We start from the raw sequence: 16,062 nt of genomic DNA on the forward strand, positions 1-16,062 counted from the left end.
GGGAGGCAGATGTGTGTTGGGTGGAGATCCGCTAACCGCTGGCGCCGACGTCTTTGGCGTCCATGATCCGGTAGGCATACCCCTGCTCGGCCAGGAAACGCTGGCGTTTCGCGGCGAAATCCTGGTCCAGGGTGTCCCGTGCCACCAGCGAATAAAAGCGCGCCGCCCGGCCGTCCTGCTTGGGCCGCAGCAGCCGTCCCAGCCGCTGCGCCTCTTCCTGCCGGGAGCCGAACGAGCCGGAGACCTGGATGGCCACCGAGGCCTCGGGCAGGTCGATGGAGAAGTTGGCGACCTTGGACACCACGAGGGTGCGGACCTCGCCGGCGCGGAACGCGTCGAAGAGCCGCTGCCGCTCCTTGACCGTGGTGTCGCCCTTGATCACGGGCGCCTGCAGCCGCGCGCCGATCTCGTCCAGCTGGTCTATGTACTGCCCGATCACGAGCAGCTGCTCGCCGGCGTGTTCGGCCACGAGCCGCTCCACAATCGCCGTCTTGGTCTCCGAGGTCGCACAGAGTCGGTACTTGTCCGCGTCCTCGGCCATCGCGTAGGCCACCCGTTCGTCGCGGGGCAGGTCCACCCGGACCTCCACGCAGTCCGCCGGAGCGATGTAGCCTTGCGCCTCGATGTCCTTCCATGGGGCGTCGTAGCGTTTGGGTCCGATCAGGCTGAAGACCTCGCCCTCGCGGCCGTCCTCGCGGACCAGAGTGGCGGTCAGGCCGAGGCGGCGGCGTGCCTGCAGATCGGCGGTCATCCGAAAGATCGGCGCCGGCAGCAGATGGACCTCGTCGTAGATGATCAGGCCCCAGTCGTTGCCGTCCACCAACTCCAGGTGCGGGTACAGGCCGCCACGCTTCGTGGTGAGCACCTGGTACGTGGCGATCGTGACGGGACGGACTTCCTTGACGGAGCCGGAGTATTCGCCGATCTCCTCCGCGGTCAGCGAGGTCCGCTTTAGCAGCTCGTCCTTCCACTGCCGCGCCGACACCGTGTTGGTCACCAGGATCAGCGTGGTGGTGGAGCTCGTGGCCATCGCGGCGGCGCCCACCAGGGTCTTGCCGGCACCGCAGGGGAGGACGACGACGCCGCTGCCGCCGGCCCAGAAGTTCTCCGTCGCCAGCTGCTGGTAGGGCCGGAGCTTCCAGCCGGACTCGTTGAGCATGATGGGGTGCGGCGTGCCGTCGACGTAGCCGGCGAAGTCCTCCGCGGGCCAGCCGATCTTCAGCAGCAGCTGCTTGAGCTGGCCGCGCTGCGAGGAATGAACCACCACGGTCTCCGCGTCGATCCGGGGTCCCAGCAGCGGGGCGATCTTCTTGGCCCGGCTGACCTCCTCCAGCACAGGGTAGTCCGAGGTGCGCATGACCAGGCCGTGCTGCGGATCCTTCTCGAGGCGCAGCCGGCCGTAGCGGGACATGGTCTCCTCGACGTCGATCAGCAGCGAATGCGGCACCGGAAACCGGGAGTACTTGAGCAAGGTATCGAGTACCTGTTCGGCGTCCAGCCCGGCCGCCCGCGCATTCCACAGTCCCAGCGGCGTCAGTCGGTAGCTGTGGACATGCTCCGGAGCGCGCTCCAGCTCGGCGAACGCAGCGATCGCGTGCCGCGCCTCGGTGGCCTGGGCATGGTCCACTTCAAGCAAAATGGTCTTGTCACTCTGGACGATCAGCGGTCCGTCATTCACTGCAGCAGTTCCTCTGTGGCTTCAACATCGATGATCCGGTGGATCGACAGGACCCGTTCGGTTTCCTTGGCCGGATCGAACACCCGGACCCGGCCGCCGGTTACAGCCACCGGAACAACGGTTTCGCGGCTGGCATTCCCCAGGCTGTCGACCACGTTCATCACCACCCTCTGTTTGAGCCGGATGGCCTTCTGCAGGGTCTCCAGCCCCAGCTGCGTCGCGGCCTCGCCGCCGGCCGCTCCCGCGGCACCCCGGCCCTCCGGCGAGCCGGTGCCCGCAGGCGGGCGGCCGTCCCGCAGCACCGCGAGTTGGGCGTCGACGTCGGCGTCCGCGGGGGCGGTGCGCGGGGCGGTGTAGACCGGGCGGGCGGCGCCGGCGGCCGGGATGCTCCGGCGCAGCCGCACGACGGCGGAGCCGGAGTCCTCCAACGCCGGGGAAAGACCGAGGCTGCGCAGCACCTGGGCGGCCTCCCGCGGCGCGGCGGGCGAGACCAGGACGGTGGGGGCGATTTGGGCCAGGCCCAGGCCGGCGGCCGCGGAGGTATTGAGCAGCTCCAGCAGGGCCGTCTCGTCCTCGCTCTGGATGAAGCTCGCCGCCGGGCCGACCCGGAGCCGGGCGTGGCGGGCGGCCGTGTCCTCGATCAGGTATTCCAGAGGTTGGGGCACTGCCGTGGCCGAGTGTTCGCGCAGGAAGTCCAGCAGCCCCCGGGCGTCCTGTCCGGCGTCGAGGGCCCGCCGGACGGAGGCGACCGAGAACCGGTAGATCGTGGCCGGCCCCTGACCCTCGGCGTCCGCCATGGTCAGGAGTTTTTCGCTGAGTTCGGGATCCAGGTAACCGGGGGCGACGGCCGTCAGGTCCGCCTGCAGCAACACGTGGTTCAGCGCCGCCGGCAGGTGCTCGCCCAGGATTTCGAGGGCTTCGTCCGGGTGGTCTGAAGCCACCGCCGCCCCGATCTGGGTCAGGGCGCCGGAGCCGATCAGGCCCAGGATCTCGGCTTCGGCGAGGACGCCGCGGATGAGAGAGCTGAATCGCCGCGCCATCCGCGGTTGCGCCCAGTCGGCGCGTTCCAGCACGGCGTCGGCGTCGAGCACCGGGGCGTCCCCGTCAGCCGCCGAGGCTTCGCGCGTGAGTTCGTCCAGGATTTCCAGGATCCGCCGCCGGACCACCGGGGCGTCCGGCCGTTGCGCTTCCGCCGAGAGCGCGTTGATGGCGGTGCCGGCCGGTCCCCGGTGCGCCTGCGCGGCGGCGACGCCACTGACCGGCTGTCCGACCAGCGACGGGACCCGTTCGCTGGCGAGCCAGGCGTTGACCAGCCACAGCCACTGCTCCTGCCGGGGGAGCGCCAGCCATTCCAGCTGCGGGGCCTGGATCCAGGCCGAGCTGTCCACATCCAGGCGGAGCAGCCCGCCGAGGGCGCAGAGCTCCGCCAGTATTCCGGCCTCGTGCAGCCCGATCCGCAGGGTGTCGGCGAGGCGCTTCATCTCCCGGATGCCCACTCCGCCGCTGCGCAGAGTGACGAGCGGCTGTTCCCGGACGGCATGGAGCAGTTCGCCGGTCAGCCTCAGGGTCTCAGCGATGGCGCCGAGCGCTGCGTTGCGCCGCAGCGCAGCGCTGGTCATTCCCAGCTGCGGCACCGGGGGGCTGAGGGCGAAGTGCTCGATCACGAACCCGCCCCGGAGGGACACGCCCACGCTGTGCGGAAGTTCCACGTGGGCGGCGTCCAGCGGCACCAGCAGCCCGCGGGCCAGCAGCCAGTCGACCGGCCCGACGTCGGGCCCCTCGTGCAACACGGACGCCCGCCGCTGCGCCTGGGGGACGGCGCCCATGGCCCAGCTCCCGAAGCGGGCGAGCAGCGCCGCCGTGCGGTCCGGGGCAGTGGCCAGCAGCGCATGCAGGGCCGCCGGCGAGGCGGTCCAGTGCTGCAGTGACAGCGCCGCCTCCATCGGGGTGGCGGCGGGGGAGATGTCGGCGCCGGTACGGTGCAGTTCGTCGACGAGTTGCACCACGCGCTGCGCGAAAGCCGGCTGGAGCCGGACGAGTTCGGTGTAACTCCGTCCCAGCCCGGCCGGGTAGATGCCGATGACGTCCTTGAGGCTGYCGACCGGAAGGTAGTAGCGCTGCCGCCCCGCCGCCGCGGTTACGCCGTGCGGGGGCTCGGCCCGGTGCACGAGGGCGAGCTCCTGCAGGGAGTGGAGCAGCCGCTCCAGGGCCGTGACGGTGGAGCCGTTGATCAGCCGCTTGAGCGTAGCGCCGGATGCGCTGTGTCCGGTGTCCGTATTCGTGCGCAGGTGCAGGGTTTCCAGGACCTGCATTTCGGGACGGTTGAGCCGTTCCAACGCACGCTGCACGCTGACCCGGCCGCTGGCCCGGGCGGCGAGCGCGGAGAAATCCGGAACCGGCGGAGAGATCAGATCCGGCCGCGCGGCGAACAGGGCCCGCAACGAGTCGTCGCTGCGGGCCTGCAGTTCCTTGCTGAGCGCGCGGATCAGGGACATCAGTCCAACGTTACCTTTCGCCGTGCCCTGGCGTCCGGCGCCGGGCCGCAACGGCGTCGAACACGAGGGCCAGCATGAGCAGGAACGCCACGGGCAGCCCGTAGAGCGCGGTGGAGGTGATCCAGACGGGGGCCACGGTGTTGTTGAAAGCCATGGCCATGACGGCGCCGACGGCGGCGAGTGAGAGCGCGGCAACTGCGGCCGCAAGAACCAAGAGGGGCCGCCGGAGGTGCTGTGGTGTCATGGAGGCAACGCTAACAGCCCCGCTCTGACCGCGCCTCAAACCGCCAAAGTGGCCAAGGCAGGATAACCTTGGAGGAACAGACCAACACGGTCCGGGCGGTCACACCCTGAACCCGCATATCCATGCGGATGCGCTGACCGTCGGCCGCGTCCCAGCAGATCGAAGAAGGTTGATTACGTGCCCACCGGCAAGGTCAAGTGGTATGACAAGGACAAAGGCTTCGGATTCCTCGCAGGCGAAGATGGCCAGGAGGTCTTCCTGCCCAAGTCGGCGCTGCCCGAAGGCGTAGTTGAGCTAAAGGCCGGAACCCGGGTGGAGTTCGGCGTCGCCGACGGCCGTAAGGGCGCCCAGGCCCTGGGCCTGCGGGTACTGGACAGGGCCCCTTCCATTGCCAAGGCCAAGCGGCCCAGCGCCAAGGACCTCGCGCCGTTGGTGCAGGACCTCGTGAGCGTGCTGGACAACCTCTCCGGAACGCTGTCCGCCGGGAAGTACCCGGAAGGCAACAAGGCCAAGGCCATCGCCGCCGCGCTTCGCAAGGTCGCCGACGAGTTGGACGCGTAAGGCCCACGATGACACCGGAACCTGAGCAGAACGCCGCCGCGGCGGCTGGTGCGGCCCCCGTCGCCGCCGGCGCCAAAGCAGGATCCAAGCCACGCTACGGCGTCCCCGTCTGGCGCACCGGCAAGCCCGACGCCTTCTTGGCCGCCTCCGTCGACGTCGCCCGCGCCGCCGTGGAGGGCATCGCCCCGGCGGAACAGGTCGGCCGGCATCTAGGCGTCAAGAGTGAAGGTGACCGCCTGGTCACCCACCTTTTCGACTCACTGCTTCCCGGTTACGGCGGGTGGCAGTGGTACGCGGTGCTGACTCGCAATTCACGCTCCAAGACCGTCACGGTGGACGAGCTTGGCCTGCTGCCCTCCGAGGACTCAATCCTGGCCCCGGAGTGGGTTCCGTGGGCCGAACGGGTGCGGCCCGAGGATGCGGAGCAGGACGACGCCGCCGACGCCCCGGCCGAGGACGTCGCGGCGGGAACATCCGCGGAGGATGTCCCCTCTGCGGAGATTCCCGCCGAGGATATCCCGGCCGAGGATTTCCCGGCGGAACGGGCTGATTGATACGACGCCGAACCGGCTGACAGCTACACCGACACCGGGGGAGGTCCGGCCATGAGGTCCACCTTCCAATCGCTGGGTGTCCTGAATTATCGGATCTGGTTCATCGGCGCCCTGGTCTCCAATATTGGAACCTGGATGCAGCGCACCGCGCAGGACTGGCTGGTCTTCGCCCACCTGACGGCGCAGGATGCCGGCGCCATGGGCGTCACCATGGCCCTGCAGCTTGGCCCGCAGCTGTTCCTCGCCCCCGTCGCCGGGCTTGTCGCCGACCGGTTCAACCGCCGGACCCTCCTGGTCCTGACACAGTCCGCGATGGCCCTGCTGAGCGCAGCCCTCGGCATCCTGGTGCTGTCCGGAGCCGCGCAGCTCTGGCACGTCTACATCTTCGCCCTGCTGCTCGGCGTCGTGTCCGCCGTCGACGCTCCGGTGCGCCAGACCTTCGTCTCCGAGCTGGTCCGCGACGATTATCTGCCCAACGCCGTCGCCCTCAACAGCGCCTCCTTCAACGTGGCGCGGATGATCGGCCCCGCCGTCGCCGGTGTGCTCACGGTGGCCATCGGACCGGGCTGGGTCTTCCTGGTCAACACCGTCACGTTCGTCGCCCTGCTGATGAGCCTGGCCAAAATCCCTGCCGCGTCGCTGCGGCAGCTGCCCCGGGCCGCGCCGGGCAAGGGCCGGATCCGCGAGGGGCTGCGCTACGTGCGCTTCCGGCCGGACATCGTGGTGGTCCTGGTGGCGGTGTTCATCGTGGGAACGCTGGGTCTGAACTTCGTCCTCTTCATCGCGGCGATGGTCGGCACCGAGTTCGGCCTGGATGCCAGCGCCTTCGGCCTGATGAATTCGATCATGGCCATCGGTTCGCTGGCGGGGGCGCTGCTCTCGGCCGGGCGGGGCAAGCCGCGGATGCGGGTGATCTTCGGGGCGGCGGGCGCTTTCGGCCTGACCTCCGGCCTCGCCGCGCTGGCACCGGACTACTTCTGGTTCGGCGTCGCGCTGGTGCCGGTCGGTCTCTTCGCGATCACCATGATGACCAGCGCCAACGGCTACGTCCAGACCACCACGGACCCGGTGATGCGCGGCCGGGTAATGGCCCTGTATATGGCGATCTTCATGGGCGGCACCCCGATTGGCGCTCCGCTGGTGGGCTGGGTGGCCAACGTCGCCGGCCCGCGCTGGTCGATGGGCGTTGCGGCCGCCGCGGGGGTCGCGGCAGCACTGATCGGGATGGCCTGGATTGTCCGGGCCAAGCACCTGCGGATCGGCTTCAACCGCCGGGCCCGGGGGTTGCGGTACTTCCGGGTTGTCCCGGCAGCTTCGGCCCCGGCGGGTGCAGTTGCGGCGGGTGCCCGCCAGGAAAGTGCTGCCGTTGACGGCGCAACGGCGGACGGCGCAACGGCGGACGGCGCAACGGCGGACGGCGCCGGCCGGGTGGAGAACCCGGACAACGCCGTCGACCGCTGACCAGTCCCGGACCGGACCGCCCGGACTACCGCTTGAGCTCGCCCACCACGAAATCGATGCACTCGAGCAGCGCGGAGACGTCGTCCGGTTCGATCGCCACGAAGGTAGCGATGCGCAGCTGGTTGCGGCCCAGCTTGCGGTACGGCTCGGTATCGACGACGCCGTTGGCGCGCAGGACTTTGGCGATGGCCGAGGCATCAATCGAGTCGTCGAAGTCGATTGTGGCGATCACGTTGGAGCGGTCCTCGGCCGCGGCCACGAACGGCGTGGCGTAGGAGGAGGCCTCGGCCCAGCGGTAGATCCGGCCGGCCGAATCGGCGGTCCGGGCGGCGGCGAAGTCGAGGCCGCCGTTGCTGTTGAGCCACTTCACCTGCGCATCCAAGGTCACCAGGGTGGCCAGCGCCGGTGTGTTGTAGGTCTGGTTCAGCCGCGAGTTCTCGATCGCGGTCTGCAGGTCCAGGAAGTCCGGAATCCAGCGTCCGCCGGCCTTGACTCGGGCCGCACGCTCCAAGGCTGCCGGGGAAAACAGGCCAAGCCACAGGCCGCCGTCGGACGCGAAGTTCTTCTGCGGCGCAAAGTAATACACATCCGCCTCGGCAACGTCGACGTCGAGGCCGCCGGCCGCGGAGGTGGCGTCGACCAACACGAGGGACCCCTCGTCCGCGCCCGCCACGCGCTTGACCGGAGCGGCGACGCCGGTGGACGTCTCGTTTTGCGGCCAGGCGTACGCGTCAACTCCGGCTTCGGCCCGCGCCTCGGGGCGGGTGCCCGGCTCGGACTTGATGATCGAGGATGCCGCCAGGAATGGTGCCTTGTTGGTGGCCGCGGCGAATTTGGAGCCGAACTCGCCGAATGACAGGTGCTGCGCCTTGTTTTCCACGAGGCCGAAGCTGGCGATGTCCCAGAACGCCGTGGAACCGCCGACGCCGAGGACCACTTCGTAGCCTTCGGGGGCGCGGAAGAAGTCACTCAGGCCGGTGCGGACCGAACCCACCAGATTCTTCACCGGCGCCTGCCGGTGCGAGGTGCCCAGCAGCGTTGCCGACGCCGCGGACAGGGCCTCCATCTGCTCCGGCCGGACCTTCGATGGACCGGCGCCAAACCGGCCGTCCTTGGGCAGGAGGTTCGCGGGAATGGTGATGCGGGTGTCGCTCACAGTGGCTCCAATTTTTCGGCTGGGTGCGTGGCGGGGCTCGGACGGATCCGGGGCGGCTGTGGCCCGGCCCTGATTTATTCTGCCCGACGGGCGCGGCCGGGCGGGAAATTCGTCCGTCACAGTCCGGTACAGTCCGGTCACCGAGGCGGCAGGCGTCAGGCGGCAGGCGGCAGGCGGCAGGCGGCCGGCGCCAACCGGCGGTGCCCGGGTGTAACGGGCGGGTGCCGGCAGATTATCCGGAGTAATTCAAAATAGGCTAGGCTGTTCGGTGACGTATGGCGGATCTCGCCAGGGCGCATCCTGCACGCTGTACGGTGGGAATGACGCAAGGACGGCGCCCGAGGAGCTGAGCTGAATGACGGATCTGATCGACACGACCGAGATGTATCTGCGGACCATCCTGGAACTCGAAGAAGAGAACATCGTCGCCCTCCGCGCCCGCATTGCCGAGCGGCTCCGCCACTCCGGCCCCACCGTGTCCCAGACCGTCGGCCGGATGGAACGGGACGGCCTCGTGGTGGTTTCCGGCGACCGGCACCTTGAACTGACCGAAGCGGGCCGGAAGCGGGCCATCGAAGTCATGCGCAAGCACCGCCTGGCCGAGCGGCTGCTCGCCGACGTCATCGGACTCGACTGGGCCTACGTCCATGAGGAAGCGTGCCGCTGGGAACACGTGATGAGCGAGCGCGTCGAACAGCGTATTTTCGATATGCTCAACCACCCGACTGTTTCGCCCTACGGAAATCCGATTCCCGGACTCGCCGAACTCGGCGGCCTCCCGGCGTCGGAGACCGCGGACGGCGTGGTGAACCTGCTCGAGGCCATGGCCGGCTACGGCGCGGAATCGCGGATCACCGTGAGCCGGCTGGCCGAGCCCATCCAGGTGGAACCGGAACTGCTGGTGCAGCTGGACGAGGGCGGAATCCGTCCCGGCGCCAAGGTCTCGCTGGAGCGGGTGGGGGAGTACATCTCCGTCCGGGTTCCCGACTTCGAAGGCGCCCTCGAGCTGCCCCCCGAGGTCGCGGCCCACGTGTTTGTGACCCTCGGGTAACTCGGCGCACTGACCCGTCCGCGCTTCACCGGGAAAGTTGTCCACAGGCGAGATAACGAATTTATTACTGCCCGACTTAATCCCCTATAGTTGAGCACTAGCACCGATACTAAAGCGTTACCAGATCCGAAGCCGAGCTCTGCCAGCGGATCAGTACACGAAATCCCTTTCTGGCAGAGGCGGGGGAACCACTACCGGCTGTTGATCCAGCAGCCTCGGGGTGAAGTCCGCTAGCGGCAAGCAAACTCCACGAGGGGTCCCCGGATGCCCTTGTGCCTGGATGCCTGCTCCGGCGGACCGGGTCTTTGATCTCTCTGACCCGAATCCGACAGCTAACTTCGCAGGCTATCCAGAGAGGAACCGTACTTGACCATCCAGACCGTCAGGGGCCGCCGTCGTGCGACCGGTCCCGCTCCGGAGCCGCGCCCGGCCGCAGTCGTCCACGCCGAGCGCCCGCGCGACGCGCGCCGGGATGAGCGCCGCGGCCGGCGGAGCCCGCTCCGCCAGGTAGCTGACTTCGCCGCCGTCAGCGGCGTCGGACAGAAGGCCGGCATAGCCCTGGCCTCGACGGGCCTGGCCCTCACCGTCGCCATTCCGGCCACCGGCCCCGTGATGGCCGACGCCGCCCGGACCACCACGGTTTCCGCCGGCGCGCAGCCCGAGGTCAAGGCCGCGGCCGCGCAGATTGACTTCAGCCGCACGGCGGTGGGCACCAAGGGCGACCCGGACGGCAAGCTCAAGCAGCTGCTGGGTGCCCAGTCGGCCGGCAGCATCACCCGCGCGGCCTCCGCCGGCAGCCTCGGCGCCCCGCTGGATTCCATGGTCACGGCCTCGCCGTTCGGCTACCGGATCAGTCCCATCACGGGGGCCGTCGGGGAATTTCACCGCGGGCAGGACTACGTGGCCCAGTGCGGCACTGCCGTGCATGCCGCTGCCAGCGGCACCGTAACCTTCTCCGGCTGGCACCCCTACGGGGGCGGCAACCGCATCGTGATCGACCACGGCAACGGCCTGGAGACCACGTACAACCATTTGTCCTCCTCGAGCGTCCGCGTGGGCCAGCAAGTCTCCCGCGGCGACGTGGTGGCGATGAGCGGGACCACCGGCGCTTCCACTGGCTGCCACCTCCACTTCGAGGTGATGGTCAATGGGGATGTCGTTGACCCGCTCGGCTGGCTCTAAGCCAAGCCGAGGGACGACTCGCATTTCTGTGACACGCCGTGATCTGAATGTGACATTGAGTCCCGACTGCTGTACTGTTTGAAGCACGCCAACTTCTCCGAAGTTGGCGCTCTTGAGTGGATTGCCTAACTCTGCCACCGCTCAAGGTCCGTTCGCATGACATCGTCTGGCAGGGGCGGGGGAACCAATTTTGGTCTTCGCAAGAAGACCTTGGGGTTAAGTCGCAAAGCTTCCCAGGAAGCAGCGCGGCCGGGTGACTCCCATCCGAATCCGACAGCTCACCTCGTAGGCATTGGGAGAGGCTACTTTCGTGTCTTCACGCCACAATGCTGCGCGTCCTCGCGCTGGCGCGGCTCAGTTGAGCCCGCTGCACACCATGCTCCGTTCTGCCCTTGCCGGCGCCCGGACAGGTTCGCATAACGCAGTTCCCGCTTTTGGCGCGTCTTCGCAGTACACCCTTCGCTAAAGAAACCCGTTTCGGGGCGATCCGGCGTACCCCCAAGATGCCGGAGCGTCCTCAGTCCCGCCTGCAATGAGCGCGGACACAGGATCACGAAAGAGAGAACTGAATGACTACTCGTGCAACTGCACGCCACCGCGCGGAGGTCACCAAGACCAACTCGCTGGCTGTTATTGCCAAGGCCGTCGGCGACAACGCCGGTGGCATGGGTCGCCAGGCCGCGGTTATCGCTGCAGCCTCCGGCCTGGTACTGACCAGCGGTATCGCAGCCAACGCTGCCGAGACCAACGTTCAGCGCGAATCGACTTCGGCTTCCGCCCTTGAAGTACAGTCGACCGCACCGGCCACGATCTCTGCGGCCTCCAGCATCGCGATCTCCTACGACAAGACGTCCGTCACCACGGCGCCGGCCCCGGTTGTCGAGGCTCCCAAGCCTGTCGTCAAGGTCCAGGAAGCTGTCGCTTCCACGGACACCGCTGCCTCCACGGGCACCGCGACCACCGCCTCGCTGACCACTAAGGCTCCGGTTGCCGTCAGCGGCATGGGCGCATCGATCGCCGCTGCTGCCTACGCGCAGATGGGCGTTTCCCAGGACTGCACCATGCTGGTCACCAACGCCCTGGCTGCCGTCGGGATCCATTACCACGGCTGGCCGGCCGGCTACCTGTCCCTCGGCCGTACGGTGAGCGCCGCCGAAGCACAGCCGGGCGACCTCGCCTACTACCAGAACGGCGGCATGGGCGAGGCCCACATCGCGGTCTACGTCGGTAACGGCATGGCGGTCCACGGCGGCTGGAACGGCGGCACCACCGCGCTGTACAGCGTCAACGTCGGCTCCGGCCCGGTCTTCATCCGCGTCGGCGGCTAAGACCCAGCCCCGGCACCAGCCGGAAGCACTCCGAAGGACCCCTGCCCCGGCAGGGGTCCTTTTGCTTTGTGAGCGCAGCCGTTCGGTGGCGGCGCAAACTCCCGGCACGGAACTCTCACAGGGAAAAATTCGGTAATCYGGGCCTTCGGTGTTTACTCTTGTGGTGTCGATCCATAGCCCGACCATGCAGAGGGCAGCCGGCCCTCGTGCCCCTGGCGGGTGCGGCCGTGAAGAGGTATGCGGATGCGCACTCTCGTTCTGAATGCTGGATATGAGCCGCTGGCGGTAGTCACCTTCCGCCGGGCGCTGGTGCTTGTGCTGACCGGAAAGGCCAGCGTGGTGGCCGAAGGGGAGGACCCCGTGGTGGGTCCGCAGGACATCCTCGGCCGCCCGACGGTGATCCTACTTAACCGGTACATCAGGCCCCGGTACAACGCCCTGACGGCGGTCAGCCGCAGGGGAGTGCTGCGCCGGGACAACCACCGCTGCGCGTACTGCGGCAAGGCCGCCCACACGATCGACCATGTGCAGCCCAAATCCCGGGGCGGCGCGGATTCCTGGGAGAACCTCGTGGCAGCGTGCCTGCGCTGCAACAACGCCAAGGGGGACCACACGCCCGCCGAAATGGGCTGGAAACTCGGCTTCGTTCCGGCTCCGCCGAAGGGCACCATCTGGCAGATCAAGGAACTGGAGAAGCCCACCCCGGCCTGGGATCCGTTCCTTCTCCCCGAATCGGCGCACTGAGCGCAGCGCGCCGACCGGACAGCCGGTGCGGCTCCCGGGCTGGTACAGCTAGGCTGGGCGGGTGGAATACGACGCCGTCATCCTCGCCGGGGGCAGGTCCTCCCGGCTTGGTGGTGTGCCCAAGGCCCAGTTGAGGGTCGACGGCGCCACGTTGCTTGAGCGGTCCCTGCAAGCGGCCAGCGGGGCCCGCCGCACCGTCGTCGTCGGTCCCGATCCCGGCGGCCTTCCGCCGGACGTGCTGGGCTGCCGCGAAGATCCCCCGTTCTCCGGTCCGGCGGCGGCGATCGCCGCCGGGCTGTCCGCCCTGGCCGAACCCGGACCCGGAATCGGCGCCGGACCCGGGGCGTGGGCCGGCCGCGCATCCGGTGCTCCAGCTCCCCTGACGCTGCTGCTTGCCTGCGATATGCCGCGGGTTGCCGGCGCCGTGAATGCCCTGTTGGGCGCCTTGGCCGTCGGCGCGGACGGCGGCCGCGACGGCGCCGTCGCACTCTCGGCGGACGGACGCAGGCAGCCCCTCGTGGGTCTTTATGGCACGGCTGCGCTGCAGCGCGCCGTTGCCGACGCGGCCCGGCGGTACGCCCTGGAGGGAGGCTCGGTCTTCGCCCTCCTTGCTAGTCTTGAGCTGTGCACCGTCCCGGTTCCGCCCGGTTCCACTGACGACGTGGACACTTGGGACGATGCCTCCGCCTTGGGGGTGTCCGGTCCCGGTCCGATCCAAGGCGACTGTGCCGAATTCAACATTGGAGGCAAACGGTGAAAAGCCAGGATGAAACGCTCGAAGACTGGTGCCGCGCCCTGCTCCAGGCCCTTGAGCTGGAGGACGTTGAGGTCGACATCAACGACGTGCTCGGCCTGGCTGGCGTGGCCGCGCACTCAATCGTCCGTCCTGCCGCGCCGCTGACCACATTCATTGCCGGTTTCGCCGCCGGACTGGCCGCGGGCTCCGGCCAGGCGACAGACACCGTGTCGATGCAGGCGGCCATGGGCGTTGCCCGGAAGCTGGCCAAGGAATACGCCGCCGCCGAGGCTCCCGGGGCATGACGCCCGGGCCCCCTTCCGGCGCGGACCCGGGCGATTCCGAGCCGGCTGCCGCCGGGGCGGAGGCCGGCTCCGACTCCGCAACAGCCGCCGCACCCGGCGCCGAAACGAGGCCCGACGGAGCGGACCCCGCACCGGCGCCGCACCGGCACCTCGCCCACAGCTGGCAGGAGGCCTGGCAGCTGGCCTTTGATTGCGCCACCCCCATCCCGCCCGCGCCCGTGCAGCTCCGCTACGCCCTGGGGAGGACGCTGGCGGAGGACGTGTCGGCCCTGCATGACATGCCGCACTACGCTTCCTCAGCGATGGACGGTTGGGCCGTCAACGGCGGCGGTCCGTGGATCTTGGCCGAGCCCGGTCAGCGGCTGGCCCCGCACCAGGCCAGCCCGATCGTCACCGGCGGACTTATCCCGGCGGGCGCTAAAGCCGTGCTCCGCAGCGAGAGTGGCATCATCGCCGCGGATGAGGACGGGTTGCCGGTCCTGAAACTGGGCGGCGGCGCAAGACCCGGGGAACCCCGCAACGGCGAACACATCCGCCCGGCTGCGGAAGAGGCCACGGCGGGGCAGGTCCTAGTCAAGGCAGGGGTCGTGCTCAACCCGGCGCATCTGGCACTGGCGGCCCTCGCCGGGCACGATTCGCTGCCGGTCCTGGGCAAGCCTGTGGTCCGCCTCGTGCTCACCGGCTCCGAAGTCGTCAGCAGCGGCGTCCCCGGACCGGGAGAGGTGCGGGACACCTTCGGGCCGCAGCTGTCCGCCGTCGTCGAAATGCTTGGCGGGATCTGCGCCGAGGAGGTCAAAATCGGCGACAGCGACGCCGAATGGCTCGCGGCACTTGAGGACACCGACGCCCCCGTCCCGGAACAGGGCCCGGTAACTGGGCCGGAGTCCGGCGCGGAGCTGGGGGCTGCCGGTCCAGTGCCGGCCGACGTCGTCATCACCACCGGCGGGACCGGCCGCTCCGGCACGGACCATCTCCGACGCACTGTCGTGGAACTGGGCGGCCGGCTGCTGATCGACGGGATCGCCATGCGCCCGGGCCACCCCGCCGTGCTGGCGGAGTTGCCGGACGGCCGCTTCGTCATCGGGCTGCCCGGGAACCCGCTCGCCGCCATGATGGCGTTGTCCACGATCGGAACCCCGCTGCTGGCCGCCCTCGGCCACTCGACGCCGCCCCCGGTGACCGAGGTTCCGTGCGGCACCATGATCGATCCCGACCCCGGCCGGACCAGACTGATGCCGTTCCGCATGCTCTACGGCATGGCCTCGCCCGCGCAGCACACCGCCCCGGGCATGATGCGCGGACTGGCAGCGGCCGACGGCGTCCTGGTGGTCCCGCCGCACGGTGTGCAGCTGGGGGAGCCGGTGCCGGCGTTCCCGCTCCCGTGGGGCGCACCCCTCCCGGATCCGGCCGCCGAAAAACCGCCCGCGAAGCCCGCCACCAAGCGGTCCGCCCGGAAGCCGGCCGCGGACGGCCCGGTGGACTGGAGCGGCCTTCTTGGCTGAGGGGCGGCCGAAGACCATGATGGAAACAGGAACTTCCGGCCGCCGCCGCGCGGCCGGGCCACACACCGTGATGAGACGGGACGCAATGCTGATGAGGAGTATCCGATGGGCCGCCTGACACAGCGCCGCAAAGTGCACAAGATTGTCCTGGACGGCTCGCCGCAGGCACTGGAATTCCCGGTCCGGCACCGGGAAGATGTGCTGGCCGTCGAGGAACCGCTCGAGATCCGGCTGGGCAGCCTGTCCTTCTCCGTCACGATGCGGACGCCGGGGCACGACTTCGATCTGGTCGCCGGGTTCCTCGTCTCGGAGGGTGTTATCTGGACCCCGGAGCAGCTCCTCTCGCTGCGGTTCTGCGCCGGTGAGGACGAGGACGGCGTCCAGACGTTCAACGTGGTGGAGGCGCAGCTGCGGGCCGACGTCGTGCGGCCGGACACGGGGCGGAACGTCTACACTTCCAGCTCCTGCGGGATCTGCGGCACCGACTCGATCGAAGCTGTGCGGAAGTCCTCGCACTTCAGCCCCGCCGCGGACCCGCTGAGCCTGCCGGTGGAGACGCTTGCCTCGTTGCCGGACCTGCTGCGCGAAGCCCAGGCCGTCTTCGACGTCACCGGCGGCGTCCACGCCGCGGGGCTGTTCCGGATTTCCGACGACGGTACCGCGGAACTGCTCTGCCTGCGCGAAGACGTCGGCCGGCACAACGCGGTGGACAAGGTGGTGGGCTGGGCGCTGCGGGAAGGCCTGCTGCCCCTGAGCGGAACCGTCCTCCAGGTCTCCGGCCGGGCGTCCTTCGAGCTGGTACAGAAAGCGTCGCTGGCCGGAATCCCGGTGCTGGCCGCCGTCAGCGCACCCTCTAGCCTGGCCGTGGAGCTCGCCGAGGCCAGCGGGATGACGCTGGCAGGGTTCAGCCGGGGAACCTCCCTGAACGTCTACGCCGGCCACAGCCGCGTGTCCGTTCCGGCAGCGATCGGATAAGCGCCTTGGCATAACCGCGGCAGCCGACGTAGATTTTTATCCATCGACTGGACCAGCGGCTCGGACCCGACGTCGCTTCATCCGCACCAG

15 protein-coding genes and 2 riboswitches are annotated in these 16,062 nt (G+C 69.2%); of the genes, 11 read left to right on the forward strand and 4 right to left on the reverse strand.

Translation table 11 applies throughout. The annotated features are described in order from the left end of the window. Positions 1-31: 31 nt before the first annotated feature. From AC1DGI_RS13680 to AC1DGI_RS13690, 3 genes are read right to left on the reverse strand one after another with little or no spacing between them, the layout of a single operon-like run. On the reverse strand, positions 32-1,678 hold the full coding sequence (locus tag AC1DGI_RS13680; protein ID WP_476899234.1) for a DNA repair helicase XPB: 1,647 nt from the start codon (positions 1,676-1,678) through the stop codon (positions 32-34). Further along, entirely contained in the window at positions 1,675-4,173 is a 2,499-nt protein-coding gene (locus AC1DGI_RS13685) for a helicase-associated domain-containing protein (protein ID WP_476899235.1), read from the reverse strand. Before AC1DGI_RS13685 ends, AC1DGI_RS13680 begins: the two co-directional genes overlap by 4 nt. Before the next feature lie 10 nt (positions 4,174-4,183). Next, entirely contained in the window at positions 4,184-4,417 is a 234-nt protein-coding gene (locus AC1DGI_RS13690) for a hypothetical protein (RefSeq protein WP_441400617.1), read from the reverse strand. A gap of 177 nt (positions 4,418-4,594) precedes the next feature. Between AC1DGI_RS13690 and AC1DGI_RS13695 the strand changes: the two genes are divergently transcribed. From AC1DGI_RS13695 to AC1DGI_RS13705, 3 genes are read left to right on the forward strand one after another with little or no spacing between them, the layout of a single operon-like run. Then, positions 4,595-4,978 carry a cold-shock protein gene (locus AC1DGI_RS13695; RefSeq protein ID WP_441400619.1) on the forward strand — a complete coding sequence of 128 codons (384 nt, stop codon included), beginning with the start codon at positions 4,595-4,597 and terminating at the stop codon, positions 4,976-4,978. 8 nt (positions 4,979-4,986) lie between these two features. Beyond that, positions 4,987-5,532, forward strand: a complete 546-nt coding sequence (locus tag AC1DGI_RS13700; RefSeq protein WP_441400621.1) for a DUF3027 domain-containing protein — start codon at positions 4,987-4,989, stop codon at positions 5,530-5,532. A 51-nt stretch (positions 5,533-5,583) separates the two neighbouring features. After that, positions 5,584-6,993 (forward strand): MFS transporter, encoded by a 1,410-nt coding sequence (locus tag AC1DGI_RS13705; protein ID WP_476899236.1) that lies wholly within the window; start codon positions 5,584-5,586, stop codon positions 6,991-6,993. Between the two features lie 25 nt (positions 6,994-7,018). Here the strand turns inward: AC1DGI_RS13705 and serC are convergent, their stop codons facing one another. Next, a complete protein-coding gene (gene serC / locus AC1DGI_RS13710; RefSeq protein WP_441402709.1) occupies positions 7,019-8,149 on the reverse strand; it encodes a phosphoserine transaminase in 1,131 nt (376 codons plus the stop codon). Positions 8,150-8,504: 355 nt separating this feature from the next. On the opposite strand from serC, the gene AC1DGI_RS13715 reads away from it, so the two are divergent. The 8 genes from AC1DGI_RS13715 (at position 8,505) to fdhD (ending at position 15,972) form a co-directional block, all read left to right on the forward strand. After that, positions 8,505-9,200 (forward strand): iron-dependent transcriptional repressor DtxR, encoded by a 696-nt coding sequence (locus tag AC1DGI_RS13715; protein WP_441402710.1) that lies wholly within the window; start codon positions 8,505-8,507, stop codon positions 9,198-9,200. Between the two features lie 152 nt (positions 9,201-9,352). After that, positions 9,353-9,562, forward strand: a riboswitch (cyclic di-AMP (ydaO/yuaA leader). Between the two features lie 4 nt (positions 9,563-9,566). Continuing rightward, on the forward strand, positions 9,567-10,382 hold the full coding sequence (locus tag AC1DGI_RS13720) for a M23 family metallopeptidase (RefSeq protein ID WP_476899237.1): 816 nt from the start codon (positions 9,567-9,569) through the stop codon (positions 10,380-10,382). A 147-nt stretch (positions 10,383-10,529) separates the two neighbouring features. Continuing rightward, a riboswitch (cyclic di-AMP (ydaO/yuaA leader) is annotated at positions 10,530-10,688 on the forward strand. Between the two features lie 263 nt (positions 10,689-10,951). After that, entirely contained in the window at positions 10,952-11,710 is a 759-nt protein-coding gene (locus AC1DGI_RS13725; protein ID WP_476899238.1) for an NlpC/P60 family protein, read from the forward strand. 243 nt (positions 11,711-11,953) lie between these two features. Beyond that, positions 11,954-12,454: an HNH endonuclease gene (locus AC1DGI_RS13730; protein ID WP_441403679.1), complete on the forward strand. Its 501-nt coding sequence runs from the start codon at positions 11,954-11,956 to the stop codon at positions 12,452-12,454. Between the two features lie 61 nt (positions 12,455-12,515). After that, positions 12,516-13,211 (forward strand): molybdenum cofactor guanylyltransferase, encoded by a 696-nt coding sequence (mobA, locus tag AC1DGI_RS13735; RefSeq protein WP_476899239.1) that lies wholly within the window; start codon positions 12,516-12,518, stop codon positions 13,209-13,211. Beyond that, the gene (locus AC1DGI_RS13740) at positions 13,208-13,495 is read left to right on the forward strand and encodes a DUF6457 domain-containing protein (RefSeq protein WP_441402354.1); all 288 of its coding nucleotides are present in this window, start codon (positions 13,208-13,210) and stop codon (positions 13,493-13,495) included. Before mobA ends, AC1DGI_RS13740 begins: the two co-directional genes overlap by 4 nt. Beyond that, positions 13,492-14,997 (forward strand): molybdopterin molybdotransferase MoeA, encoded by a 1,506-nt coding sequence (locus AC1DGI_RS13745; RefSeq protein WP_441402355.1) that lies wholly within the window; start codon positions 13,492-13,494, stop codon positions 14,995-14,997. The genes AC1DGI_RS13740 and AC1DGI_RS13745 overlap by 4 nt, the downstream gene beginning before the upstream one ends. Before the next feature lie 105 nt (positions 14,998-15,102). Next, positions 15,103-15,972 carry a formate dehydrogenase accessory sulfurtransferase FdhD gene (gene fdhD, locus AC1DGI_RS13750; protein ID WP_476899240.1) on the forward strand — a complete coding sequence of 290 codons (870 nt, stop codon included), beginning with the start codon at positions 15,103-15,105 and terminating at the stop codon, positions 15,970-15,972. Positions 15,973-16,062: the final 90 nt, after the last annotated feature.

This window comes from Arthrobacter sp. 05N428_2 (assembly GCF_056397065.1).

What these genes read in the sequence shown, in the direction of transcription:
- AC1DGI_RS13745 (WP_441402355.1), top strand. Translation starts at nt 13,492, where the DNA reads ATGACGCCCGGGCCCCCTTCCGGCGCGGACCCGGGCGATTCCGAGCCG.
- AC1DGI_RS13705 (WP_476899236.1), top strand. Translation starts at nt 5,584, where the DNA reads ATGAGGTCCACCTTCCAATCGCTGGGTGTCCTGAATTATCGGATCTGG.
- AC1DGI_RS13690 (WP_441400617.1), bottom strand. Translation starts at nt 4,417, where the DNA reads ATGACACCACAGCACCTCCGGCGGCCCCTCTTGGTTCTTGCGGCCGCA.
- AC1DGI_RS13700 (WP_441400621.1), top strand. Translation starts at nt 4,987, where the DNA reads ATGACACCGGAACCTGAGCAGAACGCCGCCGCGGCGGCTGGTGCGGCC.
- AC1DGI_RS13730 (WP_441403679.1), top strand. Translation starts at nt 11,954, where the DNA reads ATGCGCACTCTCGTTCTGAATGCTGGATATGAGCCGCTGGCGGTAGTC.
- fdhD (WP_476899240.1), top strand. Translation starts at nt 15,103, where the DNA reads ATGGGCCGCCTGACACAGCGCCGCAAAGTGCACAAGATTGTCCTGGAC.
- AC1DGI_RS13725 (WP_476899238.1), top strand. Translation starts at nt 10,952, where the DNA reads ATGACTACTCGTGCAACTGCACGCCACCGCGCGGAGGTCACCAAGACC.
- AC1DGI_RS13715 (WP_441402710.1), top strand. Translation starts at nt 8,505, where the DNA reads ATGACGGATCTGATCGACACGACCGAGATGTATCTGCGGACCATCCTG.